Here is a 21,153-nt window from a genome sequence, read left to right on the forward strand (position 1 = left end):
TCCACTGTTGCTGGGTAAGATCAGGGTACGCTCATGGAACATCAAGCCGATATGGCTGTGATCGCTGATAATGGCATCAATTATCCCCGATGTGCCTGCGGTATGGATATCGAGCTGAATGCCCGCATAGCGTTGGGTAAATTCATGCAGAGGGGACGCCACTAGGTCACTGACAAATCCTTCACCGACGGTGAGCGATATCTTGCCGGTTTCCATGCGTTGGTAGGATTCAAGTGAGGCAATAAAGCCTTCATCAAGAGCGCCGCGTCGTTCGCAGTACTCAAGCAGCATTTCGCCTACCGGGGTAGGCGAAATGCCGTCGCGATGACGCTCCATCAGGGTTGCCCCCAAGGCTTCTTCCAGCAAGGCAATTTGCCGGCTTACCGCCGAGGGGGCAATGTCCAAGCGCGCCGCTGCGCGGCGCACTGAGCCAGACTCAAGGGTAACGCGAAAGTAAACCAATCGCTGATGAGGAATATCCACTGGTAGCTGCTATGCCTCTGCACTGGCTCTGTATAAATCGTTACCCTAAGGGTCCCCAAGCCTCGTAGTTTTCTCTAAACCGATAATAACGCTATAGGTACTTAAGTAGTTTCTGCAGCTTATTCATATCGGCAGAGTCGCCCACTAGGCGGACTTCACCGGCTACCATGCCATCTAGAAATGCCTGTTGCGTCGGCTTTTTAAGGATTTTCAACGCGGCATCCTGATCGCGAAAACGAAGCTCAAGGTCTAGGTCAACGGGTAGCCCTTTGCCGGTATCAATGCCTTTCGGCGCCATTCGATAATACCGGGCAATGCTGAGGTCTTCCGTGGCAACGCCCCAGTCCAGACCGCGCATTCGCTCAAGTTGCTCACGAAAGCGCGGCTTGCGTCGCAGGGCTCTTTTAAGCAGTAAGCTCAGTAGCCACAGCGTCAGCTTGAGTTTCATTAGGAAACGGCGTCCTTAAGCGCTTTGCCCGGCTTGAACGCAACGTTTTTGCTGGCAGGAATCTGTAACGGCGCGCCAGTTTGGGGGTTTTTGCCAGTACGTGCGGCACGCTGGCGTACGGTAAACGTTCCAAAACCAATCAGAGCGACATCTTCGCCTTTGGCAACGCTGTTAGTGATTTCGTCCAAGATAACGTTCAGGACTTGGCCTGCTTTGTCTTTGGATAGATCAGCGCTTTCAGCAATTGCGGCTGCGAGTTCAGGTTTGCGCATAAAGGTATCTCCCTATGTGGAAATCAAGCGTAAGTTCATCTGTGTTGTTAGAAGCACTGCCCAGCTGGTTAACTTTTTTAGCCTAGTCGCTAAGGCGGCGAAAATCAGCCTAGCAGCGCAGGTGCTACTCTGGAAAGCTCCACTTTCCTTCTCACGCAGCTGCCTGTCAACGCAAATCCAATCAAACGACCGTCTTTATTTTCAGCAATCGCTGTCATTTCACCGCTTTCTCCCTCAATTCTCCACCGTGCTGGTGTGGTTACCGGTGGGTAGGCAACCACGGGTAGTAAGGGCGTTTTCACAATGACGGGCCACGCCCCAAAGCTGACGCTGGTTGGTTTTCCGGCGAGTGTTGACGCCAGCGCTTTTACGCTCGCCTGCAGGGGCTGCACGTACATAGCGTTAACTCCCTCAACGCAAGCCACATCGCCCAACGCAAATATGTTTGGTCGAGAGGTGCGTAGCTGGCGGTCAACCACAATACCGCGATGGCTAACCGTCAGCCCGGCTGCTTCGGCAAGTTGAGTGCGCGGAGCTAAACCCGTGGCGAGTAACACGATGTCGGCAGCATAAAGGTCGCCATTATCAAGACGAAGTGATAGGACGTCATCTACGTTAAGTGCCAGTGTTGTTAGGTTATGCCCTAAGGCAAGTTGGATGCCTGCCTCTTGGAAAGCATCCGCCAGCGCTTGGCCGAGTGGTTCTGGGAGCAGACGTTGCAGCGGGGTACTTTCTGGCGCAATGAGGGTGACTTGGTGGCCGCCAGCATGGAGATCATTGGCGAACTCGCAGCCCACCAGCCCAGCACCGACAACCGCGACACGTTTAGTAGGCGCTGCGCCTAATGCGGCATAAAAGCGGCGATATTCGTCTAAGTCGTTGATGGTGAAGCATCGTTTGGCGACACTTTCAGGCACGCTGAACGGCGTATGGGGCGCCGCACCAGTGGCTAGCACCAGATCGTTATAGTGGAGCTGTTGGCCATTACTGAGTTCTACGCATTGGTTATCCACATGCAGGTGTGCGACCTGGGTGTGGGTAATTAACTCAGCGTTCAGCTCTTCTGCGACGCCGCTGGCGTCACGTTGGGCGAGTTGGTCTGGCGTTAAGCGTTTCGCAAAGCCAGTAGAAAGCAGCGGTTTACTGTAATCATCGCCACTATCGGCACTGATAAGGGTAATGGCACGTGTATCGCCTTGTCGGCGTAGGGCGCGCGCAAGGCCAATCCCCGCCATGCCGGTGCCAATAATAATCAGTGCCGAATGGGAATATCGCGATATCTCGTGTGAGGGCATGCAGTCACCAAAAGTCGGCGGAACAAAAGCCTGTGAGGTCACCATGTTACACTAGCTTTCTGTGTATTGACCGCCTTGGAGACTTTGGTGATCGCCCCTACTGTTCGGCAAGCTTGCCTATTTCCTCATCGACTATTTCCTCACTGGCTCCCTGTTGCTGCGGCTCGTCCTGCAATGAGCGCTTCGTGGTGGCAGTGGGTGGCATCGACGGACTCCTTAACGACGCGGTTAACCGTCGCAGGCGGCACAAACGCATTTCGGGTGCAATTGTTACGTCAAACGATTGGCTTACCTCTGCGGGACGAAGCGCTAGCGCTGGGAATTGAACCGCGCCGCTATGCATGGCTGAGGGAAGTAGCGTTGTGTGTCGGCGATAAGCCCTGGGTAGTAGCACGCTCGGTAGCGCCACTTAGTCAATTACAAGGTAAGGGGTTAGAAGGGCTTGGCGAGCGTTCATTAGGCAGCTGGTTGTTTCAACAACCTGACCTGGTGCGTGGGCCACTCTACGCCACTCGCCATCAGCCACGCTTTGTCGCGGAACACTCTGCGTCGCTTTTAGACAGCGTATGGGGGCGGCGCTCAGTGTTTCAGCACAGTGGGCTATCGCTGTTAGTGCAGGAATACTTTTTATCGACCATGGCAGATGATCTTGCCCTGTCTTCGCGCTAGGCTATCGCCAGCGTTTTCTTTTTGAGAGGTAAGCATGGACCGTTCTCTGTTGAGGCCAACGGGATGGGCTCGGGTGGCTGATTTTTTACATTTAACGCGATTGGATCGCCCGATTGGTACTTGGCTATTGATGTGGCCCACCTTATGGGCATTGTGGATAGCAGCAGAGGGTGTGCCTGGGCGGAATGTTCTGCTGATCTTTATTGCTGGCGTTTATGTGATGCGCGCCGCGGGCTGCGTGGTTAATGATTACGCTGATCGTCATTTCGATGGCCATGTAAAGCGCACTAAACATCGTCCGCTAGCCACTGGTCGTATCAGTGAAACCGAGGCGCAGCTGCTGTTTATCGCGCTGGTAGCCACTGCTTTCATTTTAGTGCTATTGACCAATTGGTTTACGGTGCTGTTGTCGATAGGGGGTGTTGTATTAGCGTTCATTTACCCGTTTATGAAGCGCTACACCCATTTACCTCAGGTAGTGTTGGGGGCTGCGTTCTCTTGGGCGATCCCCATGGCATTCGGTGCGGTATTGGGTCATGTGCCGTTTGAAGCATGGCTATTGTTTAGCGCGAACGTGCTGTGGACCGTTGCCTACGATACCCAATACGCCATGGTCGATCGCGACGATGACCTGAAAATTGGCATCAAATCTACCGCGGTGCTGTTTGGTAGCGCTGATCGTCTGATCATTGGTGTACTGCAAGTGGCGGCACTTGGACTACTTGCCTGGGTAGGATGGCGTGTTGGTTTAGGTGGCTTTTTCTGGCTTGGGCTAGCCGCTATGGCCGCTACGTTTGTCCACCAACAACGCTTAATCGCTGGCCGTGAGCGCGACCGCTGCTTCCAAGCATTTCTTAATAATCATTGGTCTGGCTTGTTAATTTTTGCAGGTATTGCACTAAGTTGGTGGCCAATAACTGGCTAAATATCCTCTATGTCATAAAATTGTCATCGAGTCATGGTGTTATCGTCACTGACATGTCTTTGAACTGTTTTTTAAACTATTTTTTTAATTAGTTTTCATTGAACACCGTGAGGCCCTGGAATGACCGCCAAGACCGTTTTGATTGTCGATGATGAGGCGCCTATTCGCGAGATGATCGCAGTGGCGCTGGAAATGGCTGACTATCGCGTTCTTGAAGCGGATAACGCCCAGGATGCCCACGCGATGATGGTTGACCACCAGCCAGATCTGCTTTTGCTGGATTGGATGATGCCGGGCACCAGTGGTATTGAGCTTGCAAGGCGCTTAAAGCGTGAAGAAGCCACCGCCGAGGTGCCTATCATTATGCTGACCGCTAAAGGCGAAGAAGATAACAAGATTCAAGGGCTTGAGGCTGGGGCGGATGACTATATCACCAAGCCTTTCTCTCCCCGCGAACTGGTGGCGCGCTTAAAAGCAGTATTGCGACGTACTACCCCCCGAGGTGTCGAAGATCCTATTGAAATTAATGGCTTGCTATTAGACCCAGTGAGCCACCGTGTGAGTGCTTACGGTAAGGCGTTAGAAATGGGGCCGACGGAGTACCGTCTGCTGCAGTTTTTCATGACGCACCAAGAGCGCGCCTATACACGTAGCCAACTGCTCGATCAAGTGTGGGGCGGTAACGTATACGTTGAAGAGCGGACGGTAGATGTTCACATCCGACGTCTACGTAAGGCCTTAGGAGAAGCTCACCAGAGTCTCATTCAAACGGTGAGAGGCACTGGGTACCGTTTTTCCGCGCGGGTGTAACGGTGCGCCTGTGGAGCCGAGAACTATGGCGAATTGCGTGGCTGGCCGCTTTGGGCGCTTGTCTGGGGTGGTTGCTGGGTATGCCAGGTCTTGGAGTTGCTGCGGGGCTTGCCGTTTGTCTGGTGTATCAACTGCGCCAATTGCGAGCGCTCTTTAAGTGGTTAACGCTTCATCCTCATGATGAACCCCCTGCTGCGAGCGGCATGTGGGGCGAGCTTTTTGATCGCTTGTATCGCTACCAAAAGAGCCAACGGATTACTCAGAATCGCTTACGTGCCACCCTTGCACGTATTCAGGAATCATCCGAAGCGATGCGTGACAGTGTCGTTATGCTAGATCGACATGGCGACCTGGAGTGGTGGAACAGTGCCGCGACAGAAATGCTGGGCTTGCAAACAGCCCACGACCGTGGCCAGCACATTACCAACCTGCTTCGTGACCCGCGATTTATCAGCTACTTTAATGCACGTAAATACGGTGAGCCGCTGACCTTAACGTCGCCCATCGATGAACGGCATATCCTTCAATATCAAATTACTCTCTATGGTGATGATGAGCGCTTGGTAATGGCGCGAGATATTACCCGCTTGCATCGTTTAGAGCAGATGCGTCGTGACTTTGTCGCCAATGTTTCCCATGAACTACGCACACCGCTAACGGTATTGATGGGTTATTTAGAAACCTACAGCGACTTAAAAGAGCAACTTCCACCACGTTTGGGCCGAGGTATTGCTCAGATGGAAGAGCAGACGAAGCGTATGCAAAACTTAGTCAATGATCTGCTACTGCTCTCTCGGTTAGAAATTGATCAAGGTGGCGAGGATCATCATGCGTTGGCGTTAGGGCCAATGCTCGACGCCATTCGCCGCGATGCGCTAGCGCTCTCTAATCAACAGCACAGTGTTCAAGTCGCGCTTGAGAGCGATGCCCGTCTGATCGGCAGCGAGCAGGAACTGCATAGCGCTATTTCAAACCTAGTGTTTAACGCTGTGCGGTATACGCCAGAGGGTAGTCAGATAACACTTCGCTGGAAAACCATGCCCAATGGCAGTGCTTGTATTGAAGTTGACGACGATGGTGAGGGAATTGACCCTGTGCATATTCCACGCTTAACCGAGCGTTTCTATCGCGTTGATAAAGGGCGTAGTACCGCAACGGGTGGTACCGGGCTTGGTCTAGCGATTGTAAAGCATGTGTTGCTAAGACATGACGCATTGTTACAAATTGAATCTCGCCCTGGCGAAGGAGCCCTCTTTCGCTGTGTTTTTCCGTCTTCACGTGTTGTCAAAAGCGAGTCCGCCTCGCGCAATTCTGTTTAAGTACAAGTGATGTATAGGTGTGTCATGCTTGTCATACAAGTATGGTCACATAATACTCATGTGCCATTTCTAACCACTTTCCCTGCTTGATCTGCAAACGCTTTAAGCGCCCTTTCTATTATTTTTTATTGACTAAGTGTTTGTTTTGTTTGATTTTTTATATAATTTTTGATTTTTTGGCACATCGTCTGCAAGTGTCTTGGTACTTGGTAAGAGAGAAAACCATAGGATTTGGTAAGCCGAAAGGCCGTCTTTCTTACTATTTAAGCAGTACCTGAACAGCGATCTAGGAGACGGAACATGATGTCCAAGGAACTACTCAAGAAAGCTGGTATTTTAAGTGTAGCGTTCGGTTTAGTGGCTAGCCCTGCAGCATTCGCTCAAGAGCCAGCAGACCCCGCGAACAATATTTCCCCTGACGAGCAGCCTGTTGAGACTCAATCCGAAAGTACAACAGATTCAAGTGATTATGATAGCCAAGAGCTGACTCATGACGAAGGCGATAACGCCAGCGACATGGAACCTAGTTCAACTAGCCAGGACGATTCAGAGTCTGGCTATGACAGCACAGATGAGTTGCCTGAAGAAAATAGCGGAATGTAACATTAACTTTGGTTACTTATCTTTTCAAAAGGTACTATAACTCTTACGCTTACGGATGAGCTATTCAGAGGCATGGATGTCAAATTGCATGGATGCTCCTAGATTCAAGGATTGAATCTTTCGACGGTCAACACGCTAGTTAGGGTTAATTCCAAGGCTGGAGCCCCTCAAACGGATAGGAAGCTAGTGTTACGTATCGCGATACTAAGAGTGCTCAAGACCCCACTTCGGTGGGGTCTAATTTTTTGTGTATAGTATAATCATTGTTACGTTGCCCACTGTTTCTTGGTGTTAAAAATGCAATTATTCAGATGACACGTTTTGCGATTGGCAAAAGAAGGTACCTTGTATCATTGCATTGTCGGTTGCTCCATATAGCAAGGAGTTTTTATTTATGTTGTTGAAATCATTTGTTAAAAGCACTGTGGTTGTAGGCTTATCGTTGGGGCTTATCGCAAGTCCATTAGCGTTTGCACACTCTTCCATTGAGCTGAATCAAGGACGTGCTGAGAACCAAGAAATTATTCAACCTCAATCTCGTAACACATCGGGCCCTGCAACCTATTCAGCTAAAGATTTGATCAATGATAATGAGAATACTCTGATATATGCTCCTTCAAGCCGTGCCAGTGACGCTGATGATGACTCTAAAGAGCGAGCAGGTTATCGCGCTGAAGAACTCAACCGTGAAGAAGGTAGCAGTACACGCTGGTAAAGAGGGCGATGGTTAAACGTGTGTGACAAATAAGTTTTATAGCAAAAACCCCGCTTCGGCGGGGTTTTTGTGGTTAAGACGGTGATCGATTGATCCTGTTAATGCTGGTGATGGCGGTCAGCGGCGGTGCTTCCTTCTTGGGCGCTTTGAACCCAAACTTCTATTTCAATAGCGTCTTGCTGGGCAAATTCGAGCGTGATGGGAAACCGGTCACCTTCTGCCAATGGCTGATGTAATCCCATTAGCATTAAGTGATAGCCGCCACCTGGGCGCATTGTTAGCGTTTCATCTTTAGCGATTTCGATAGCACTGACGTGGCGCATTTTCATCATATCGCCTTCCATCTGCATATCATGTAGCTCAACACTTTCGCTCACAGGTGTCTGCGCGCTGACCAGTGTGACGGACTCTGTATGAGCCGTAATATCCAGATAAGCGGCACCATTTGCCACACCGGGGGGAGTTGGCGTGGCAAAAGGATGAGCGATCCTTAACTGGTCGGTTTGAACGTCGTGAGCCGACGCGAAAGAGATTGAGCCAGTGAGGAGAGCCGTCAACCAGAGTGCGCGGGTCAGCATGGTCGTATTCCTTGTAGGGGCCTTATCTTCTTAACAAGGCTTATGCTTAATCTTGAGAATAATAGTGAAGCCAAACAACCTTAAGGTAACAAATAGGTTGTGTCAGCGTTATAGCGATTAAGCCATCAGCGATGAGGCGTAATGTCGCGCGTGCCGCGGTAGTGGTCGTCCCACATTAAGACGGCACCTGCCACCGCGCCGGGAATTAAGAACAGGTTGGCGAGAGGAATCCAGGTCACTAACATGATCAACCCGCCGTAGGTGAGGCTTGGCCACCACCGTTGCGATAATCGTGTACGCATATCGCGAAACGTAACCTTATTGTTATCCATAGGATAATCTAAATAAGTGATTGCCATGATCCACGCGGAAAAAAGGATCCACAAAATAGGCGCTATCAGGTTCAGGCCAGGTATCCAGCTAATGATAAACAGTATCACCATGCGTGGCAGAATATAACCGAGTTTGACTAGCTCACGACCCAAGGCATCGACGGCGGTTTTAGCGAGTCCGCGGTCATCCAGGGGTTCACGTCCTGTTGCTTGGCGCTCTACCTTCGCGGCTAAAAAACCATAGAAAGGTGCGGCGATTAAGTGGGTGACCAGGGTGAAGGTAAAAAAGATCACCAGCAGTAGGCTGATAAAGAACAGTGGCCAGATTAGCCATGAGAGCCACTCAAGCCAGCTTGGCACCATTGTCATCGCACTGTCTAGCCAGCCAGAAAAGCGGCTGACCACGAAACTGAGCATGCTGGCATAAACGATTATATTGACCACGATAGGTAGGAAAATATAGCGCCGCAGACCTTTCTGGTAGACCAAGCGAGTGCCTCGACTCAGCGCTGTCATCGCATCCAACATGTTTGCTCCTTAGAAAAAACGCCCAGAGGGGATATCTGGGCGTATTGCAGGAGGAATCGCGTGCTAGGTCAAGATTTTTTAAGTACCTGCGGGTCGATCGTGTCGGGATCGCTATGGCGAATATCTAACCCTTTGACCAAGTAGACAACGTACTCCGCCAGGTTGTTGGCATGATCACCCACGCGTTCTAAGGCACGTAGCACCCACATAATGCTAAGTACGGAGCTAATCGAACGTGAGTCTTCCATCATAAAGGTCATCAGCGAACGCATGGCGCTACCATACTCATCGTCAACGAACTCATCTTCGCGCACAACTTGCATTGCAAGATCAGTATCAAAACGCGCAAAAGCGGTAAGTGAATCGCGAAGCATTTTACGCACGTGCTCGCTGATATGGCGTACTTCGACTAAACCACGAATACTGCCGCTACTTTCGCTCAACAGTAGTGCATTTCGAGCAATTTTGCTGGCTTCATCGCCGATACGCTCAAGGTCAGAAGTTGCGCGAATAACCGCCAGCACTAAGCGCAAATCGGAAGCTGCGGGCTGACGACGCGCTAATACCCGCGTACATTCATCGTCAATTTGCAGCTGCAGGTCGTTCACTTGGCGGTCATTGTCGCGCACTTTCTCAGCAAGACGGCTATCACCTTCCAGTAGCGCAAAAACAGCATCTTGCACTTGTTTTTCCACCAGACCGCCCATGGCCATCAGGTGGGTTTTTAGCTCCTCCAGCTCTTGGTTGAACTGGCGAGAGATATGTTGGCTGTGGCTATCGCTCGTAATATCCATTGAGCACTCCTGACGTGATGTCTTTGGGGCCTAGGTGATGCGGCCGGTGATGTAGTTTTCGGTGCGTTGTAAACGCGGGTTGGTGAACACTTGATCCGTTGGCCCGTACTCAACGAGTTCACCGTGCTGCAAAAAAGCCGTGTAGTCAGAAACCCGCGCGGCTTGCTGCATATTGTGGGTAACCAGCACTAGCGTTAGCTGTGATTTAAGGTTACGAATCAGCTCTTCAATTTTCAGCGTTGAGATCGGGTCTAAGGCTGACGCTGGTTCATCAAGTAGCAGTACATCCGGCTGTACGGCAAGCGTACGAGCAATGACCAAGCGCTGCTGCTGGCCGCCAGATAGCTGCCAGGCCGATCGGTGCAGACGATCTTTAACCTCATCCCACAGTGCTGCCGATGTCAGTGCCCATTCGATAATGTCGTCTCGCTTCCGCTTGGGTAAGCGTTGCTGTAAACGCAGGCCAAAGGCCACGTTTTCATAAATCGACATAGGGAAAGGGTTGGGTGTTTGAAACACCATCCCAACGCGCCGTCGCAACTCGGTAACATTCATGTCCGGGGCATGAATATCCTGACCTTCAAGCTGAATATGGCCACTGTGTGTTACCGATTCATTAAGGTCGTGCAGTCGGTTAATCGCGCGTAGCAGCGTTGACTTTCCACAGCCTGAAGGGCCAATAAAGGCCGTTACACGGTGGCGTGGTAGGTCTAATGTTAGATCGCGCAACGCCATTTTCCCCGCATAAGCGAGGTGAAACTTTGCAATGCTCAAGCAGCGCTGTTCGGCAGAAAAACGCGCCACGGGTGCGAGAGCCGCATTGTTGGACGATAAAGACGCTAACATTCGTTTCCTCGCTGACGCCTCAGATAATGACGCAGAAATATGGCAGTTAGATTAAGCACGAGTACGATTAATACCAGCAGCAGCGCAGTGGCGAAAACCAGCGGAATGGCGGCCTGCACATCTTCACCATGAAAGGCGGTATCAAATAAATGATAGCCGAGGTGCATAAACTTGCGCTCTAGATGAAGGTAGGGAAACTCACCATCTACAGGCATTTGCGGCGCTAGCTTGGCAACGCCCACTAGCATTAGCGGCGCCACTTCGCCTGCGGCTCTGGCGACGGCTAAAATCATCCCCGTTAGCATGGCGGGCGTTGCCATGGGCAACACCACCCGCGTTAACATTTCTAAACGTGTCGCCCCCAGTGCAACGGCACCTTCCCGCTGGGCATCGGGTATGCGTGCTAGCCCTTCTTCGGTAGCGACAATCACCACAGGTAACGTGAGCAAGGCAAGTGTTAGCGAGGCCCAAAGAAGGCCGCCGGTTCCAAATGTGGGTGAGGGCAGTTCATCGCTAAAAAACCAGCTGTCGATAGAGCCGCCTACTCCGTATACAAATACCCCAAGGCCAAACACGCCATAAACGATTGAGGGCACACCTGCCAGGTTGCGTACGCCAATGCGAACTAAGCGCGTTAAGCGGTTTTGGTGAGCGATTTCGTTTAAGTAAATGGCAGCGAGAACCCCAAACGGAGTAACGATTACTGACATCAGAATGACCATTAAGACAGTGCCAAAAATGGCTGGCCAGACACCTCCGCCAGTATTTGCGGCGCGTGGCCCTTCACTTAGAAATTGCCAGATGCGTTGCCCCCAGGCGATGGTTTTTTGTCCCCATGACATAGCATTTGGTGATTGAAAGTAGGTAACACTTGCCAGCGGCTGGCGAAGTATTTGACCATCGGCGGTGGCTAGCACTAACGTGCCAGGGGGCCGCTGGTTGACGGGCAAGGCAAGCGCATCCTGGATGAAGGCCCAGGCAGCTTGTTCTGTTAACCGTTGATCGCCACTCTCCAGCGTCATTAAGCGACCTATAAAATCACCCCATGGGGTGCGCGTTAAGCGGATAAGGTCGGTTGGCTCGGCCTGTTGGCTAATCTCATCAATGGCAATCCACTGCCAGTTGCTTCCTGTAATATCCTGATTACCAGTGAAATAGAGCCGTTCTGACCCTGCTCCTTTGGGCAGCGTCGTTTCACGAACTGACTGCCCAATGACGATGTCGCCTGACTTGAGGGTAACTTCCTCTAACGGCGCTGGCCAAAAATGCCCTAACCCCCGAATCGTCAGCAGCGTTAATAATGCTGCCAACATTAATAACGAAAGCGCCACACAGGCAGCACAAAGCCAAGGCCAGAGCCCGCTGCCGCTCATTTTTAAAAAATCAACGTTTGAAAAAACAGCCCGCTGCCAACGCATTAGAGTGTGCTCCCTAAGCGTTGATAGCGTCGGCGCAAGCGCTGTCTGACAATTTCAGCCAGGGTGTTCACCACAAAGGTAAAAATGAACAAGGCCAACGCCGCCAGTATCAGTAAGTGATAGGTCAGCCCACCTGGAGATGCCTCGGGAAGCTCAATGGCGATAGAGGCTGATAGCGAACGCAGCCCTTCAAACGGACTGGCACTCAAGAGCGCGGTGTTACCGCTGGCCATTAACACAATCATGGTTTCGCCCACGGCGCGGCCAGCGCCAATCATCACCGCTGAAAAGACCCCAGGACCTGCCGTGGGTAGGGCAACTTTCCACAGTGCTTGCCAGCGACTAGCGCCTAGCGCTTGAGCACCTTCCATTAAGGTAGGGGGCACATCGGCAAGTGCATCTTCCGCGAGTGAATAAATACTGGGAATCACCGCAAATCCCATCGCAATGCCTACAATCAATGCATTTCGAGTGGCGTAATCAAGACCATAACGTTGATCCAGCAAGCGTCGCAGGTCGCCGCCAAGCCAGTGTTGTTCAATGATGGGAGCAATCCATATAGCCAGTACAGCCATGCCAGCCAACCAGGGGATCAGCCATAAGCCTGCCCAAGAAAGCGGTAGTCGTTGACGAACGTGGGCGGCCGTCCGATACCATAGATATCCCGCTAAGGCTGCGCTAAGAGGTAGCCAAATAATGATCATCAAGGCACTAGCCAGGTTTCGTTCCACCCAGGGGGCGAGTAATAAACCGGCAATGAAACCGATGACAACGCCAGGCACTGCTTCCATCAACTCAAGCGTTGGCTTCAAACGGCTACGGAGTCGTGCTGACATGAATAGTGCAGAGTACATTGCCGCGCCCAGGGCAATAGGCGTTGCGAATAGCATGGCCGCCAGTGCCGCTTTTAACGTTCCCCAGGCAAGGGGCGAGAGTTTAGCGAGGCTGAACGTGTCGCCAAAGGCGAGCAAGGGTAGCGTTTCCCAAAAAAGGAACACACCAATCGCTAAAATTGCCAACAAAACACCGATGCCACCGGCGGTGATAAGCCCGGTAGCAAGTCGGTCTTGTATATGGCGCAGCGGCTGACGCGAGAAGGGTAGCCGAGGAGGAATCATGTCGACATCATAGAAAAGCGAAAGCCATCACGAAAATAAGCATGCATGGTCAAGTCTCCTTACCCTATCGTTTGTTTATGACAATTAAATGACAGTTCACAGGTGTTGGCGCTGAGCATCACGCAGGTGATTGGGCAGCGGCACAAAGCCAGCTGCTTTGACAATTTGCTGACCCTCTTCGGAAAAGATAAGTGTCAGGAAGGCTTGCTCCACAGGTGGCAATGACTCGCCGGGTGGCAGGTTAACGTAAAGATAGAGATCGCGTGATAATGGGTACTTTCCTTGCTGAATAGAGCGTTCGTTGGGCGCAACGGCAGCGCCGGATTCATCGACTAGGCGCAGTGCGCGCACCATTGGGTTTAAATGGTTGTAGCCTGCATAGCCCATGGCATTGAAGGACTCTCCTACCGCAGCAATGACCGCCGATGAGCCTGGGTGTTCACTGATATCTAGGCGGAACTCGCCATCGCACAGGGCTCTTGCCTGAAAGAGGCCATGAGTACCTGACGCTAGGTTACGGCCATGCAGGGCTATTTGGCCATAGGGCCAATCCGTCGCCGGGATCAGCGTACTCCAGCGCCGGATGGGGTGGGGGGCACCGCAAGCGAGGCTAGTTGAAAAAATCGCATCGACTTGTTGGAGTGTCAGGGTATCCAATGGGTTATGGCGATGTACCGCCACGACTAATGCGTCCCGAGCAACACGAAGTTCAAGCGGTGGGTAACCGTAGCGGTCAATAAACTGCTGGCGTTCTGCATGGGTCATGGGACGTGACATCGGCCCTAGGCGAGTGGTGCCAGCCACTAAGGCAGTTGGCGCGCTGGCTGAGCCGCCGGCCTGAAATTGCAGGTTGATATCCGGGTGGCGGGCGCTTAAGGCTTCGCCCCAGCGCAGCACTAAGCCTGCCATGGTGTCAGAACCGACGGCACCTAACGTGCCGCTCACCGAAGTTGGCTGCCCCCAGGCAAGCGTGCCTGCCATTAAAAGCCAGCCAGTCAGAAGCAGTAGCAGTTGATGTTTGCTCACACGTCGTAAATTGTAACGCTTCAAACGACACCCCTCTTGTGATTAACTATTACCAGCCTATTGCGATGCAGCAACATCACAACAATAACCTTTTGAAGCGACCACCTTATGACACCGCTGGACACCGATTTGGACGATGTACCTGCTCCGCAGGGGCAGCTCACCTTAAAGTTACTGGCTTCTCGGCAAGATACCAATCTCTATGGTGATATTCCGGGGGGTTGGTTAGTCAATCAGATGGATCAAGCCGCCGAATTAGCCGCGGGCCGAGAGGCAGGCGGTCGCACAGCGACCGTGGCTATCGAAGCGATGGATTTTTTAAGCCCGGTACGCGTGGGTTCTATGGTAAGTGTCTATACCTGCGTGCGGGAAATAGGCCATAGCTCAATTAAGATTGATGTTGAGGTATGGGTGCGTCCACCTCAGGGTCGCCATTTGGAAGAGCGGCAGAAAGTCACCGAAGCGCGTTTTGTGATGGTAGCGTTGGATGATAATGGGCGTATCCGTGCGGTGCATAGCTGAGAGATTGGTTGACCATTAACATCGCAAAAGGGCGCCTTGGCGCCCTTTGTTGTGTCGCTACTAAAAGTTGGCGAAATTCCTAGACGCCGACATTGTCGCGGTTTTTCAGGTAGGCGTATTCGCCGACATCGCTGAATGGGCGCAGTAATTTCTGGAAGGCTGAGTAAGAGTCATAAACACGGCGAGACTCTTCGTCACTGTCTACTTGGCGCTGGATCGCGGCTTTTGAAGATTCATACAGCGCTGCCATCACGTCGTCTGGGAAGGTACGCAGTTGAACACCATGTTCATCGACCAGCGTTTCCAATGCCTGAGCGTTACGGAAGGCAAATTCGCTGATCATGGCGAGGTTAGAGGCGCGCGCAGCCTCACGGATAACGTCTTGCAGATCTTCTGGCAGGGAATTCCAAGCGTCTAAATTGACCGTGCCTTCCAGTACGGCTGTCGGCTCGTTCCAGGCGGAGGTGTAGTAGTAATCCGCTACTTGGTGAAGGCCAAACGCCATATCATTGTAAGGCCCGACCCAGTCCGCTGCATCAAGTGCGCCGGTTTGCAGCGAGGTGAAGATTTCTGAGCCCGCCATAGTGACGGTACTGACGCCAATGCCGTTCATCGCTTCGCCAGCAAGGCCTGGCAGGCGAAGTTTTAGGCCCTGCATATCGTCTAGGGAGTTAATCTCTTTTTTGAACCAGCCGCCCATTTGCGTGCCGGTATTACCGACAGCGAAAGGCTTCAGGTTGTGGTTGGCGTAGATTTCATCCCACAGTTCCTGGCCGCCACCGTTATACAGCCACGCATTCATTTCGGTGGTGTTCATGCCAAACGGCACAGCAGTGAAAAACTGTGAGGCCGCGACCTTGCCGCGCCAGTAGTAGGATGCGGAATGCCCCATCTCTGCGGTACCCGCAGCGACCGCATCGAACACCTCAAGTGCAGGCACAAGCTCACCAGCACCGTGTACACGAATGCGCATGCGGCCATTGGAGAGCTGCTCGACCCGACGCGCGAAGTCATTGGCACCTGTGCCAAGCGCTGGGAAGTTTTTCGGCCAGGAGGTCACCATATCCCAGGTGTAGGTTTCGTTGGCGCTAGCAGTGGAAACAAAAGGCGCAGCAGCGACACCGGCGGCACCGAAGCCGGCGGTTTTTAGAAATTGGCGGCGTTGCATGGCGGGCATAACTCCGAAATTATCTGATGTTTTTTTATTAACGCGCAGTGAGCGCAGTGTCCATCAGCCAGTATGCGCTAAGCAGGTTTTAATCGGCAAGTACCCGCCTACAGCTTTACGCTTACGTTAACACCGCTCAAAGTGGGGTGAGTTTGGCAAACCCTAGTACGAGCCATTTCACCCCTTCACCTTCAAAGCTGACCTGTACGCGGGCGCGGGCACCTTCACCTTCCGCGTTTAAAATGATGCCTTCGCCAAACACCGGATGCATTACCCGCTGGCCAACATGCAGGGCAGGTAGGTCGCCGTCGCTTTCAACCCGCTGTTGCGCAAAACTTGAGCGTGAAGCGGTAACGGGGCGGGAAATATGGCCACGTAGGCGGACTTCTTCCAATAAATGGGGGGGAAGTTCGCGTAGAAAGCGCGATGGCCTGGGGAATACTTCTTTGCCATGCAGGCGGCGGGTTTCGGCATGGGTCAGGTAGAGTTTCTGCATCGCGCGGGTAACGCCGACATAGCAAAGTCGTCTTTCCTCTTCGAGCCGCCCTGGCTCTTCGATCGACATTTTATGAGGAAACAGGCCCTCTTCAACGCCGGCAATAAACACCACGGGAAACTCCAAGCCCTTAGCAGAGTGCAGGGTCATCAGCTGCACGCTGTCTTCAAACTCATCGGCTTCATGGTCGCCGGCATTAAGTGCCGCTTCGGAAAGAAATGCTTCCAGCGCTGCCATGCCTTCGCCTGCCTCAGGGGTCTCGAAGGCATCGCCATGGGTAAAGGCGCGCGCAGCTGTCACCAGCTCTTCCAGGTTTTCCACGCGCGCTTGGCCTTTTTCGCCGCGCTCGCTCTTGTGATGCTCGATCAGGCCGGTATGCGTGGTGATGTGGTCGATAATTTCATGCAGCGGCAGGCCAGATGCATCGTTGTCTAATTGCTCAATGAGGTTGGCAAATGTCTGCACCGCGTTGGCTGCACGGCCTTTTAGCGAGCCGTCTTGAATGGCATCGTGCAGCGCCTGCCACAGAGAAATGCTTTGTTCTCGGGCACGGTGGCGCACAATCTCTACCGTACGGGTGCCTATCCCGCGGGTAGGCACGTTAATCACGCGCTCCAGAGAGGCGTCGTCATCACGATTAAGCAGTAGGCGCAGGTACGCTAGGGCATTTTTGATCTCTAAGCGCTCATAAAAGCGGTGCCCCCCGTAAATACGGTAGGGCATACCTTGGCGGATCAGCGTCTCTTCCAGTAAGCGCGATTGAGCATTGGAGCGGTAAAGAATGGCAACATCGCGGCGATTAAACCCTTCATCGACCTTTTCTTTGATGGTATCGACGATATAGCGGGCTTCTTCTAAGTCGTTAAACCCGGCGTAAACAGAAATAGGGTCGCCTTCGACACCGTCAGTCCATAGGTTTTTACCCAGCCGCTCACTGTTATGACTGATCAGCGTGTTAGCGGCCTCCAGAATCGCGCTTGTGGAGCGGTAGTTCTGCTCTAGGCGTACGGTGTGAGTGTTAGGGAACTCCTCCTCAAAGCGGCGAATATTTTCCACTTTGGCGCCGCGCCAACCGTAAATTGACTGGTCATCGTCACCGACGGCGGTCATCGGTGTTTGTAGCCCAGTGAGTAGTTTTAACCACGCGTATTGCAGCGTATTGGTGTCCTGAAACTCATCGACCAATACATGACCAAAGCGCTCGCGGTAATGATTTAGCAACGGCGGGTTGTCACGCAACAGTTCTAGGCTGCGCAGTAGCAGTTCACCGAAGTCCACTAAGCCGCCGCGTTCGCAGATAAATTGGTAGCGCTCATAAAGCTCTACCATCTGGCCAAGATAACCATCGCCGTCCACGTTGACTTGGTGGGGGCGAAGTCCTTCCTCTTTGCAGCCAGAGATAAAGCCTTGCACCTGGCGGGGCGGGAAGCGCTCATCATCGATGGAATAATCTTTGAGCATCCGTTTTACCAGCCGTAACTGGTCATCGGAGTCGATGATTTGGAAGTGCTGTGGCAGCCGGGCATCCTGCCAGTGAGTGCGCAGTAGGCGATGAGCAATAGAGTGAAACGTGCCAACCCATACATGGCGCATGGAGATGCTCAGCAGGGCTTCCAGACGAGTGCGCATTTCCCGCGCGGCCTTGTTGGTAAACGTGACCGCCAGCAGGGCATACGGCGAAAGCCCTTCGGCCTGCATTAGCCAAGCAATGCGATGAACCAGCACGCGGGTTTTACCGGATCCGGCACCCGCCAGTACCAGTAAGTTACCCTGGGGTGCGCTTACTGCCTCGCGCTGGGCAGGGTTGAGCTGATCAAGTATCGCCGTGACGTCGTCCATATAAGCCGCTGCCGGTTCGAAAAATGGGCGGCCAGTTTAGCACAGCCAGTGAACTGGCTGTGCATACAGTCGAATGGACAGCTACGGTTCTTCAGGGTAACGCAGCGTATTCAGGCTCTTTTTGACGGCTTTTAGCTGCTCAGCAAGCCTCGGGCCGCGCGTTTTGGCAACGCCAACGGCGAGGACGTCGATAAGCACCAAATGGGCGATTCGTGAGCTAAGCGGCGTGTAGATTTCGGTATCTTCATGCACATCGATATACAACGGCAGGCTCACTTCGCCGGCCAGCGGTGAGTCACTCGGGCACAGGCCAATAACGGTAGCGCCTGCTTCGCGCGCTAAGCGAACGCTAGCGACCAGTGCTTTAGTGCGGCCAGTTTGTGAGATGGCGACCACCACATCACCCTCTTTTAGCGTGACCGCCGACATATTTTGCATATGCGGGTCCGCATAAGCGGAGGTCGATATCTGCAGGCGGAAGAACTTGTGCTGGGCATCGAAAGCCACGGCACCGGAGGCCCCAAAGCCATAGAACTCAACGCGGTTTGCCATGGCGAGAGCGTTGACTGCACGCCCGAGGGCATCATTATCAAGCCGGTCGCGCACCGATAAAAGTGTGCCCACGGTGGAGTCGAAAATGCTATGGGAAAATTCGGCAACCGAGTCGCTATCGTTCATCGAGAACTGGGCAAACTGACTACCACTGGCCAGCATCTGGGCAAGTTGGAGTTTAAAGTCCTGAAACCCATTACAGCCGAGTGCGCGACAGAAGCGCACGACGGTGGGCTCGCTAACTTTAGCCTCTGTTGCGAGGTCGACAATCCGCATATGGATGACCTCGTCTGGGTTGCGCAGTACGAACCGCGCAACCTTTTGCTCGGAGCGACGAAAGTGCTCCATGCGGCGTCTCATTTCATCGAACAGGGCGCGGCTCACATTAAGCTCCTTAAATTCTCTTTAGTACTTATGCAGACACAGTATAAATGCGATTGACTCATGCGTTTAAATGCCGTTAGGGCATTTCAGCTGGATTCGTCATCATTTTGTCAAGTAGGTTATAGTAAGAAGTGAAGTGCCGCACTGCATCATTTAAATAAACAGTCGTCACGGATGCAGGTGGACGTAGGCATATTCACCTGGAGGAACGTCGATTATGAGAAACGTCGAACGAATCACCTCGGTAAAAAGCGAACTGCTCGACATCTTTATGAGTATGGAAGTGGATGAGCATGTTGAGCGTCGGCGCAGTGCCGCCCAGCGCAGCCTAAGGGCGCGTAGGGGCATCGAGCTGCATCGGGAGTTTCAGAAGTTATCGCGAGATATCGCCCCGATGCCAGACGATGACGAGCAGCAAGAGAGCGAACTGCATTAAAAAAGTGCACTAAAGAGTGCACTTAAAAGGTAGGCTCAAAAAGTATACCTAAGGATTGTAGGACGCTGAAGCAGATCCGCCCCGCTCATGCGCAGGGCGGCACTGCTCAATAGTGCTGATTGTCAGTAAGGGTTTAGAGTAGCCCTGTGACGAACACTGCAATAACGCCTGCGGGCGCTATAAAGCGCGCGATGACGTTCCATACGCTAACGCCTGTGGACGAAAGCCCCAGCTCAGCCTCTACACTGTCACGCTTCAAACACCACGCAACAAATATAATTGCCCCCAGCCCGGTTAATGGCAGCAAGATCTTGCTGGTAAACGTATCGAGTAGATCGAAAATATTAAGGCCGAAGAAAAGCACCTCAGACCACACGTTAAACGACAACAATGCGGCGACACCGAGTACCCAGACGCCAATCCCACTTGTTAAGGTAGCGGTGACACGAGACATTGTAGTGCGCTCTTCAAGCATTTCTACCGTCGGTTCCAGCAGGGAAATCGCTGACGTTAAGGCAGCAAAGGTCAGCAGTAAGAAAAACATCAAGCCCAAAATTGTACCGCCAGCCATATTGCCGAAAGCTAATGGTAACGTGACAAAAATCAAACCTGGGCCTTCTCCAGCGCTGAGCCCATTAGCAAATACGATCGGAAAGATTGCTAAGCCCGCCAACAGCGCGATCGCCGTATCCAGAATAATAACGGTGCGTGCGGTACTGATCAGGTTAACGTCTTCGCCTAGGTAGGAACCGTAGGCCATCATAATGCCCATACCCAGCGATAGGGTGAAGAACGCTTGGCCCATGGCAGCGAGTACAACACCGCCGTCAAGTGCATCCCAATCCGGGCTGAACATAAAGGCTAGCGCTTCACCAAAATAGCCGCTGGTCATGCCGTAGCCCACCAGTATCAGCATTAATACCACCAGAGCTGGCATCAACAGTCGTGCTGCGCTCTCAAGGCCCTTGGTTACGCCACGCGCAACGATCCCAATGACGAGCGCCATAAAGGCTGTATGCCAAAGCAGCAGGGTCGTCGGGCTAGCCAACATGCCGCCAAAAAGGCCACTAATGGCGTCAGCATCTTGGCCGTTAAACGTTCCAATGACGGAACTAAGGGTGTAGTTCAGCGACCAGCCGCCAATGACGCTGTAAAAAGACAGAATCAGGAACGCCGCTAATACGCCACTCACACCGATTAACGCCCACGCCTTGGATTTACCATGATCGGCTGCTAGGTCCGCCATAGTGTTGATTGGATTTTTCTGGCCACGACGACCAATCATCCATTCAGCCACCAAAATGGGCAGGCCCACCAACGCTACGCAAGCAAGGTAGACAAGCACGAAAGCTGCCCCACCACTGTCGCCCACCATGTAAGAAAAGCGCCAAATGTTGCCAAGGCCAACGGCTGAACCAGCGGCCGCTAGCACAAACCCCATGCGCGATGACCACTGTGCATGTGCAAGTTTTGCCATGAAATCACCTGTTTAGTTAATTGTAATAAGGCGTTATAAGCCTAATGTGCTGATTTTCGGAAAAGAGAAATGTTCTAACGTTATTTTCCGAAAGTACGCG

23 protein-coding genes are annotated in these 21,153 nt (G+C 52.5%); 8 read left to right on the forward strand and 15 right to left on the reverse strand.

Going from position 1 to position 21,153, the window contains the following annotated elements; all coding sequences use genetic code 11:
• The 4 genes from INT22_RS02010 to INT22_RS02025 form a co-directional block, all read right to left on the reverse strand.
• The coding region (locus INT22_RS02010) for a LysR family transcriptional regulator (protein ID WP_193067578.1) at nt 1-483 on the reverse strand (483 nt) is incomplete at its 3' end.
• A 91-nt stretch (nt 484-574) separates the two neighbouring features.
• Nucleotides 575-931 (reverse strand): hypothetical protein, encoded by a 357-nt coding sequence (locus INT22_RS02015; protein ID WP_038479712.1) that lies wholly within the window; start codon nt 929-931, stop codon nt 575-577.
• A complete protein-coding gene (locus tag INT22_RS02020; protein WP_009723279.1) occupies nt 931-1,203 on the reverse strand; it encodes an HU family DNA-binding protein in 273 nt (90 codons plus the stop codon). The genes INT22_RS02015 and INT22_RS02020 overlap by 1 nt, the downstream gene beginning before the upstream one ends.
• Before the next feature lie 104 nt (nt 1,204-1,307).
• Entirely contained in the window at nt 1,308-2,498 is a 1,191-nt protein-coding gene (locus INT22_RS02025) for an NAD(P)/FAD-dependent oxidoreductase (RefSeq protein ID WP_193059593.1), read from the reverse strand.
• A gap of 87 nt (nt 2,499-2,585) precedes the next feature.
• Between INT22_RS02025 and INT22_RS02030 the strand changes: the two genes are divergently transcribed.
• The 6 genes from INT22_RS02030 (at nt 2,586) to INT22_RS02055 (ending at nt 7,539) form a co-directional block, all read left to right on the forward strand.
• The gene (locus INT22_RS02030; RefSeq protein WP_319022176.1) at nt 2,586-3,167 is read left to right on the forward strand and encodes a chorismate--pyruvate lyase family protein; all 582 of its coding nucleotides are present in this window, start codon (nt 2,586-2,588) and stop codon (nt 3,165-3,167) included.
• A 34-nt stretch (nt 3,168-3,201) separates the two neighbouring features.
• Nucleotides 3,202-4,092, forward strand: coding sequence for a 4-hydroxybenzoate octaprenyltransferase (gene ubiA / locus INT22_RS02035; RefSeq protein ID WP_089040204.1), 891 nt, complete (start codon nt 3,202-3,204; stop codon nt 4,090-4,092).
• 120 nt (nt 4,093-4,212) lie between these two features.
• Complete coding sequence (gene phoB / locus INT22_RS02040; RefSeq protein WP_009723274.1) at nt 4,213-4,902, forward strand: phosphate regulon transcriptional regulator PhoB; 690 nt, start codon at nt 4,213-4,215, stop codon at nt 4,900-4,902.
• A gap of 2 nt (nt 4,903-4,904) precedes the next feature.
• Nucleotides 4,905-6,221, forward strand: coding sequence for a phosphate regulon sensor histidine kinase PhoR (gene phoR / locus INT22_RS02045; RefSeq protein ID WP_193059592.1), 1,317 nt, complete (start codon nt 4,905-4,907; stop codon nt 6,219-6,221).
• Between the two features lie 300 nt (nt 6,222-6,521).
• Nucleotides 6,522-6,824, forward strand: a complete 303-nt coding sequence (locus tag INT22_RS02050; protein WP_193059591.1) for a hypothetical protein — start codon at nt 6,522-6,524, stop codon at nt 6,822-6,824.
• A gap of 394 nt (nt 6,825-7,218) precedes the next feature.
• A complete protein-coding gene (locus tag INT22_RS02055; RefSeq protein ID WP_193067579.1) occupies nt 7,219-7,539 on the forward strand; it encodes a hypothetical protein in 321 nt (106 codons plus the stop codon).
• 98 nt (nt 7,540-7,637) lie between these two features.
• Here INT22_RS02055 and INT22_RS02060 read toward each other — a convergent pair whose 3' ends face one another.
• The 7 genes from INT22_RS02060 to INT22_RS02090 form a co-directional block, all read right to left on the reverse strand.
• Nucleotides 7,638-8,117, reverse strand: coding sequence for a copper chaperone PCu(A)C (locus INT22_RS02060; RefSeq protein WP_193059589.1), 480 nt, complete (start codon nt 8,115-8,117; stop codon nt 7,638-7,640).
• 125 nt (nt 8,118-8,242) lie between these two features.
• Nucleotides 8,243-8,977: a sulfate transporter CysZ gene (gene cysZ / locus INT22_RS02065; protein WP_193059588.1), complete on the reverse strand. Its 735-nt coding sequence runs from the start codon at nt 8,975-8,977 to the stop codon at nt 8,243-8,245.
• Between the two features lie 68 nt (nt 8,978-9,045).
• Nucleotides 9,046-9,771 carry a phosphate signaling complex protein PhoU gene (gene phoU, locus INT22_RS02070; RefSeq protein WP_193059587.1) on the reverse strand — a complete coding sequence of 242 codons (726 nt, stop codon included), beginning with the start codon at nt 9,769-9,771 and terminating at the stop codon, nt 9,046-9,048.
• Nucleotides 9,772-9,801: 30 nt separating this feature from the next.
• Nucleotides 9,802-10,617, reverse strand: coding sequence for a phosphate ABC transporter ATP-binding protein PstB (gene pstB, locus INT22_RS02075; protein WP_089040211.1), 816 nt, complete (start codon nt 10,615-10,617; stop codon nt 9,802-9,804).
• On the reverse strand, nt 10,611-12,035 hold the full coding sequence (pstA, locus tag INT22_RS02080) for a phosphate ABC transporter permease PstA (RefSeq protein WP_193059586.1): 1,425 nt from the start codon (nt 12,033-12,035) through the stop codon (nt 10,611-10,613). The genes pstB and pstA overlap by 7 nt, the downstream gene beginning before the upstream one ends.
• Nucleotides 12,035-13,153, reverse strand: coding sequence for an ABC transporter permease subunit (locus tag INT22_RS02085; protein ID WP_193059585.1), 1,119 nt, complete (start codon nt 13,151-13,153; stop codon nt 12,035-12,037). Before INT22_RS02085 ends, pstA begins: the two co-directional genes overlap by 1 nt.
• 96 nt (nt 13,154-13,249) lie before the next feature.
• Nucleotides 13,250-14,203 carry a PstS family phosphate ABC transporter substrate-binding protein gene (locus tag INT22_RS02090; RefSeq protein WP_193059584.1) on the reverse strand — a complete coding sequence of 318 codons (954 nt, stop codon included), beginning with the start codon at nt 14,201-14,203 and terminating at the stop codon, nt 13,250-13,252.
• Nucleotides 14,204-14,287: 84 nt separating this feature from the next.
• Here INT22_RS02090 and INT22_RS02095 point away from each other — a divergent pair, with 84 nt between their 5' ends.
• Nucleotides 14,288-14,701, forward strand: a complete 414-nt coding sequence (locus INT22_RS02095) for an acyl-CoA thioesterase (protein ID WP_083007699.1) — start codon at nt 14,288-14,290, stop codon at nt 14,699-14,701.
• A gap of 79 nt (nt 14,702-14,780) precedes the next feature.
• Here INT22_RS02095 and INT22_RS02100 read toward each other — a convergent pair whose 3' ends face one another.
• The 3 genes from INT22_RS02100 to hexR all read right to left on the reverse strand — a co-directional run bounded on the left by INT22_RS02100 (nt 14,781) and on the right by hexR (nt 19,140).
• Nucleotides 14,781-15,869 (reverse strand): TRAP transporter substrate-binding protein, encoded by a 1,089-nt coding sequence (locus INT22_RS02100; protein WP_125753101.1) that lies wholly within the window; start codon nt 15,867-15,869, stop codon nt 14,781-14,783.
• 136 nt (nt 15,870-16,005) lie between these two features.
• A complete protein-coding gene (gene uvrD / locus INT22_RS02105) occupies nt 16,006-18,204 on the reverse strand; it encodes a DNA helicase II (protein ID WP_089040216.1) in 2,199 nt (732 codons plus the stop codon).
• Nucleotides 18,205-18,285: 81 nt separating this feature from the next.
• Nucleotides 18,286-19,140, reverse strand: coding sequence for a transcriptional regulator HexR (gene hexR / locus INT22_RS02110; RefSeq protein WP_089040217.1), 855 nt, complete (start codon nt 19,138-19,140; stop codon nt 18,286-18,288).
• 217 nt (nt 19,141-19,357) lie between these two features.
• On the opposite strand from hexR, the gene INT22_RS02115 reads away from it, so the two are divergent.
• Complete coding sequence (locus tag INT22_RS02115) at nt 19,358-19,576, forward strand: PA3496 family putative envelope integrity protein (protein WP_089040218.1); 219 nt, start codon at nt 19,358-19,360, stop codon at nt 19,574-19,576.
• A 133-nt stretch (nt 19,577-19,709) separates the two neighbouring features.
• On the opposite strand, the gene INT22_RS02120 is transcribed toward INT22_RS02115, so the two are convergent.
• Nucleotides 19,710-21,053 carry a sodium-dependent transporter gene (locus INT22_RS02120; RefSeq protein ID WP_193059583.1) on the reverse strand — a complete coding sequence of 448 codons (1,344 nt, stop codon included), beginning with the start codon at nt 21,051-21,053 and terminating at the stop codon, nt 19,710-19,712.
• Nucleotides 21,054-21,153 lie beyond the last annotated feature (100 nt).

Origin of the sequence: Halomonas sp. 3D7M, assembly GCF_014897885.1 — a bacterium.
In the GTDB taxonomy this organism is placed as follows: domain Bacteria; phylum Pseudomonadota; class Gammaproteobacteria; order Pseudomonadales; family Halomonadaceae; genus Vreelandella.

Bases quoted from the DNA above. Each gene is read 5' to 3' on its own strand.
- INT22_RS02015 (WP_038479712.1), bottom strand. From the start codon at position 931: ATGAAACTCAAGCTGACGCTGTGGCTACTGAGCTTACTGCTTAAAAGA.
- INT22_RS02020 (WP_009723279.1), bottom strand. From the start codon at position 1,203: ATGCGCAAACCTGAACTCGCAGCCGCAATTGCTGAAAGCGCTGATCTA.
- INT22_RS02025 (WP_193059593.1), bottom strand. From the start codon at position 2,498: ATGCCCTCACACGAGATATCGCGATATTCCCATTCGGCACTGATTATT.
- ubiA (WP_089040204.1), top strand. From the start codon at position 3,202: ATGGACCGTTCTCTGTTGAGGCCAACGGGATGGGCTCGGGTGGCTGAT.
- phoB (WP_009723274.1), top strand. From the start codon at position 4,213: ATGACCGCCAAGACCGTTTTGATTGTCGATGATGAGGCGCCTATTCGC.
- INT22_RS02050 (WP_193059591.1), top strand. From the start codon at position 6,522: ATGATGTCCAAGGAACTACTCAAGAAAGCTGGTATTTTAAGTGTAGCG.
- INT22_RS02055 (WP_193067579.1), top strand. From the start codon at position 7,219: ATGTTGTTGAAATCATTTGTTAAAAGCACTGTGGTTGTAGGCTTATCG.
- INT22_RS02060 (WP_193059589.1), bottom strand. From the start codon at position 8,117: ATGCTGACCCGCGCACTCTGGTTGACGGCTCTCCTCACTGGCTCAATC.
- cysZ (WP_193059588.1), bottom strand. From the start codon at position 8,977: ATGTTGGATGCGATGACAGCGCTGAGTCGAGGCACTCGCTTGGTCTAC.
- phoU (WP_193059587.1), bottom strand. From the start codon at position 9,771: ATGGATATTACGAGCGATAGCCACAGCCAACATATCTCTCGCCAGTTC.
- pstB (WP_089040211.1), bottom strand. From the start codon at position 10,617: ATGTTAGCGTCTTTATCGTCCAACAATGCGGCTCTCGCACCCGTGGCG.
- pstA (WP_193059586.1), bottom strand. From the start codon at position 12,035: ATGCGTTGGCAGCGGGCTGTTTTTTCAAACGTTGATTTTTTAAAAATG.
- INT22_RS02085 (WP_193059585.1), bottom strand. From the start codon at position 13,153: ATGATTCCTCCTCGGCTACCCTTCTCGCGTCAGCCGCTGCGCCATATA.
- INT22_RS02095 (WP_083007699.1), top strand. From the start codon at position 14,288: ATGACACCGCTGGACACCGATTTGGACGATGTACCTGCTCCGCAGGGG.
- INT22_RS02100 (WP_125753101.1), bottom strand. From the start codon at position 15,869: ATGCAACGCCGCCAATTTCTAAAAACCGCCGGCTTCGGTGCCGCCGGT.
- uvrD (WP_089040216.1), bottom strand. From the start codon at position 18,204: ATGGACGACGTCACGGCGATACTTGATCAGCTCAACCCTGCCCAGCGC.
- INT22_RS02115 (WP_089040218.1), top strand. From the start codon at position 19,358: ATGAGAAACGTCGAACGAATCACCTCGGTAAAAAGCGAACTGCTCGAC.
- INT22_RS02120 (WP_193059583.1), bottom strand. From the start codon at position 21,053: ATGGCAAAACTTGCACATGCACAGTGGTCATCGCGCATGGGGTTTGTG.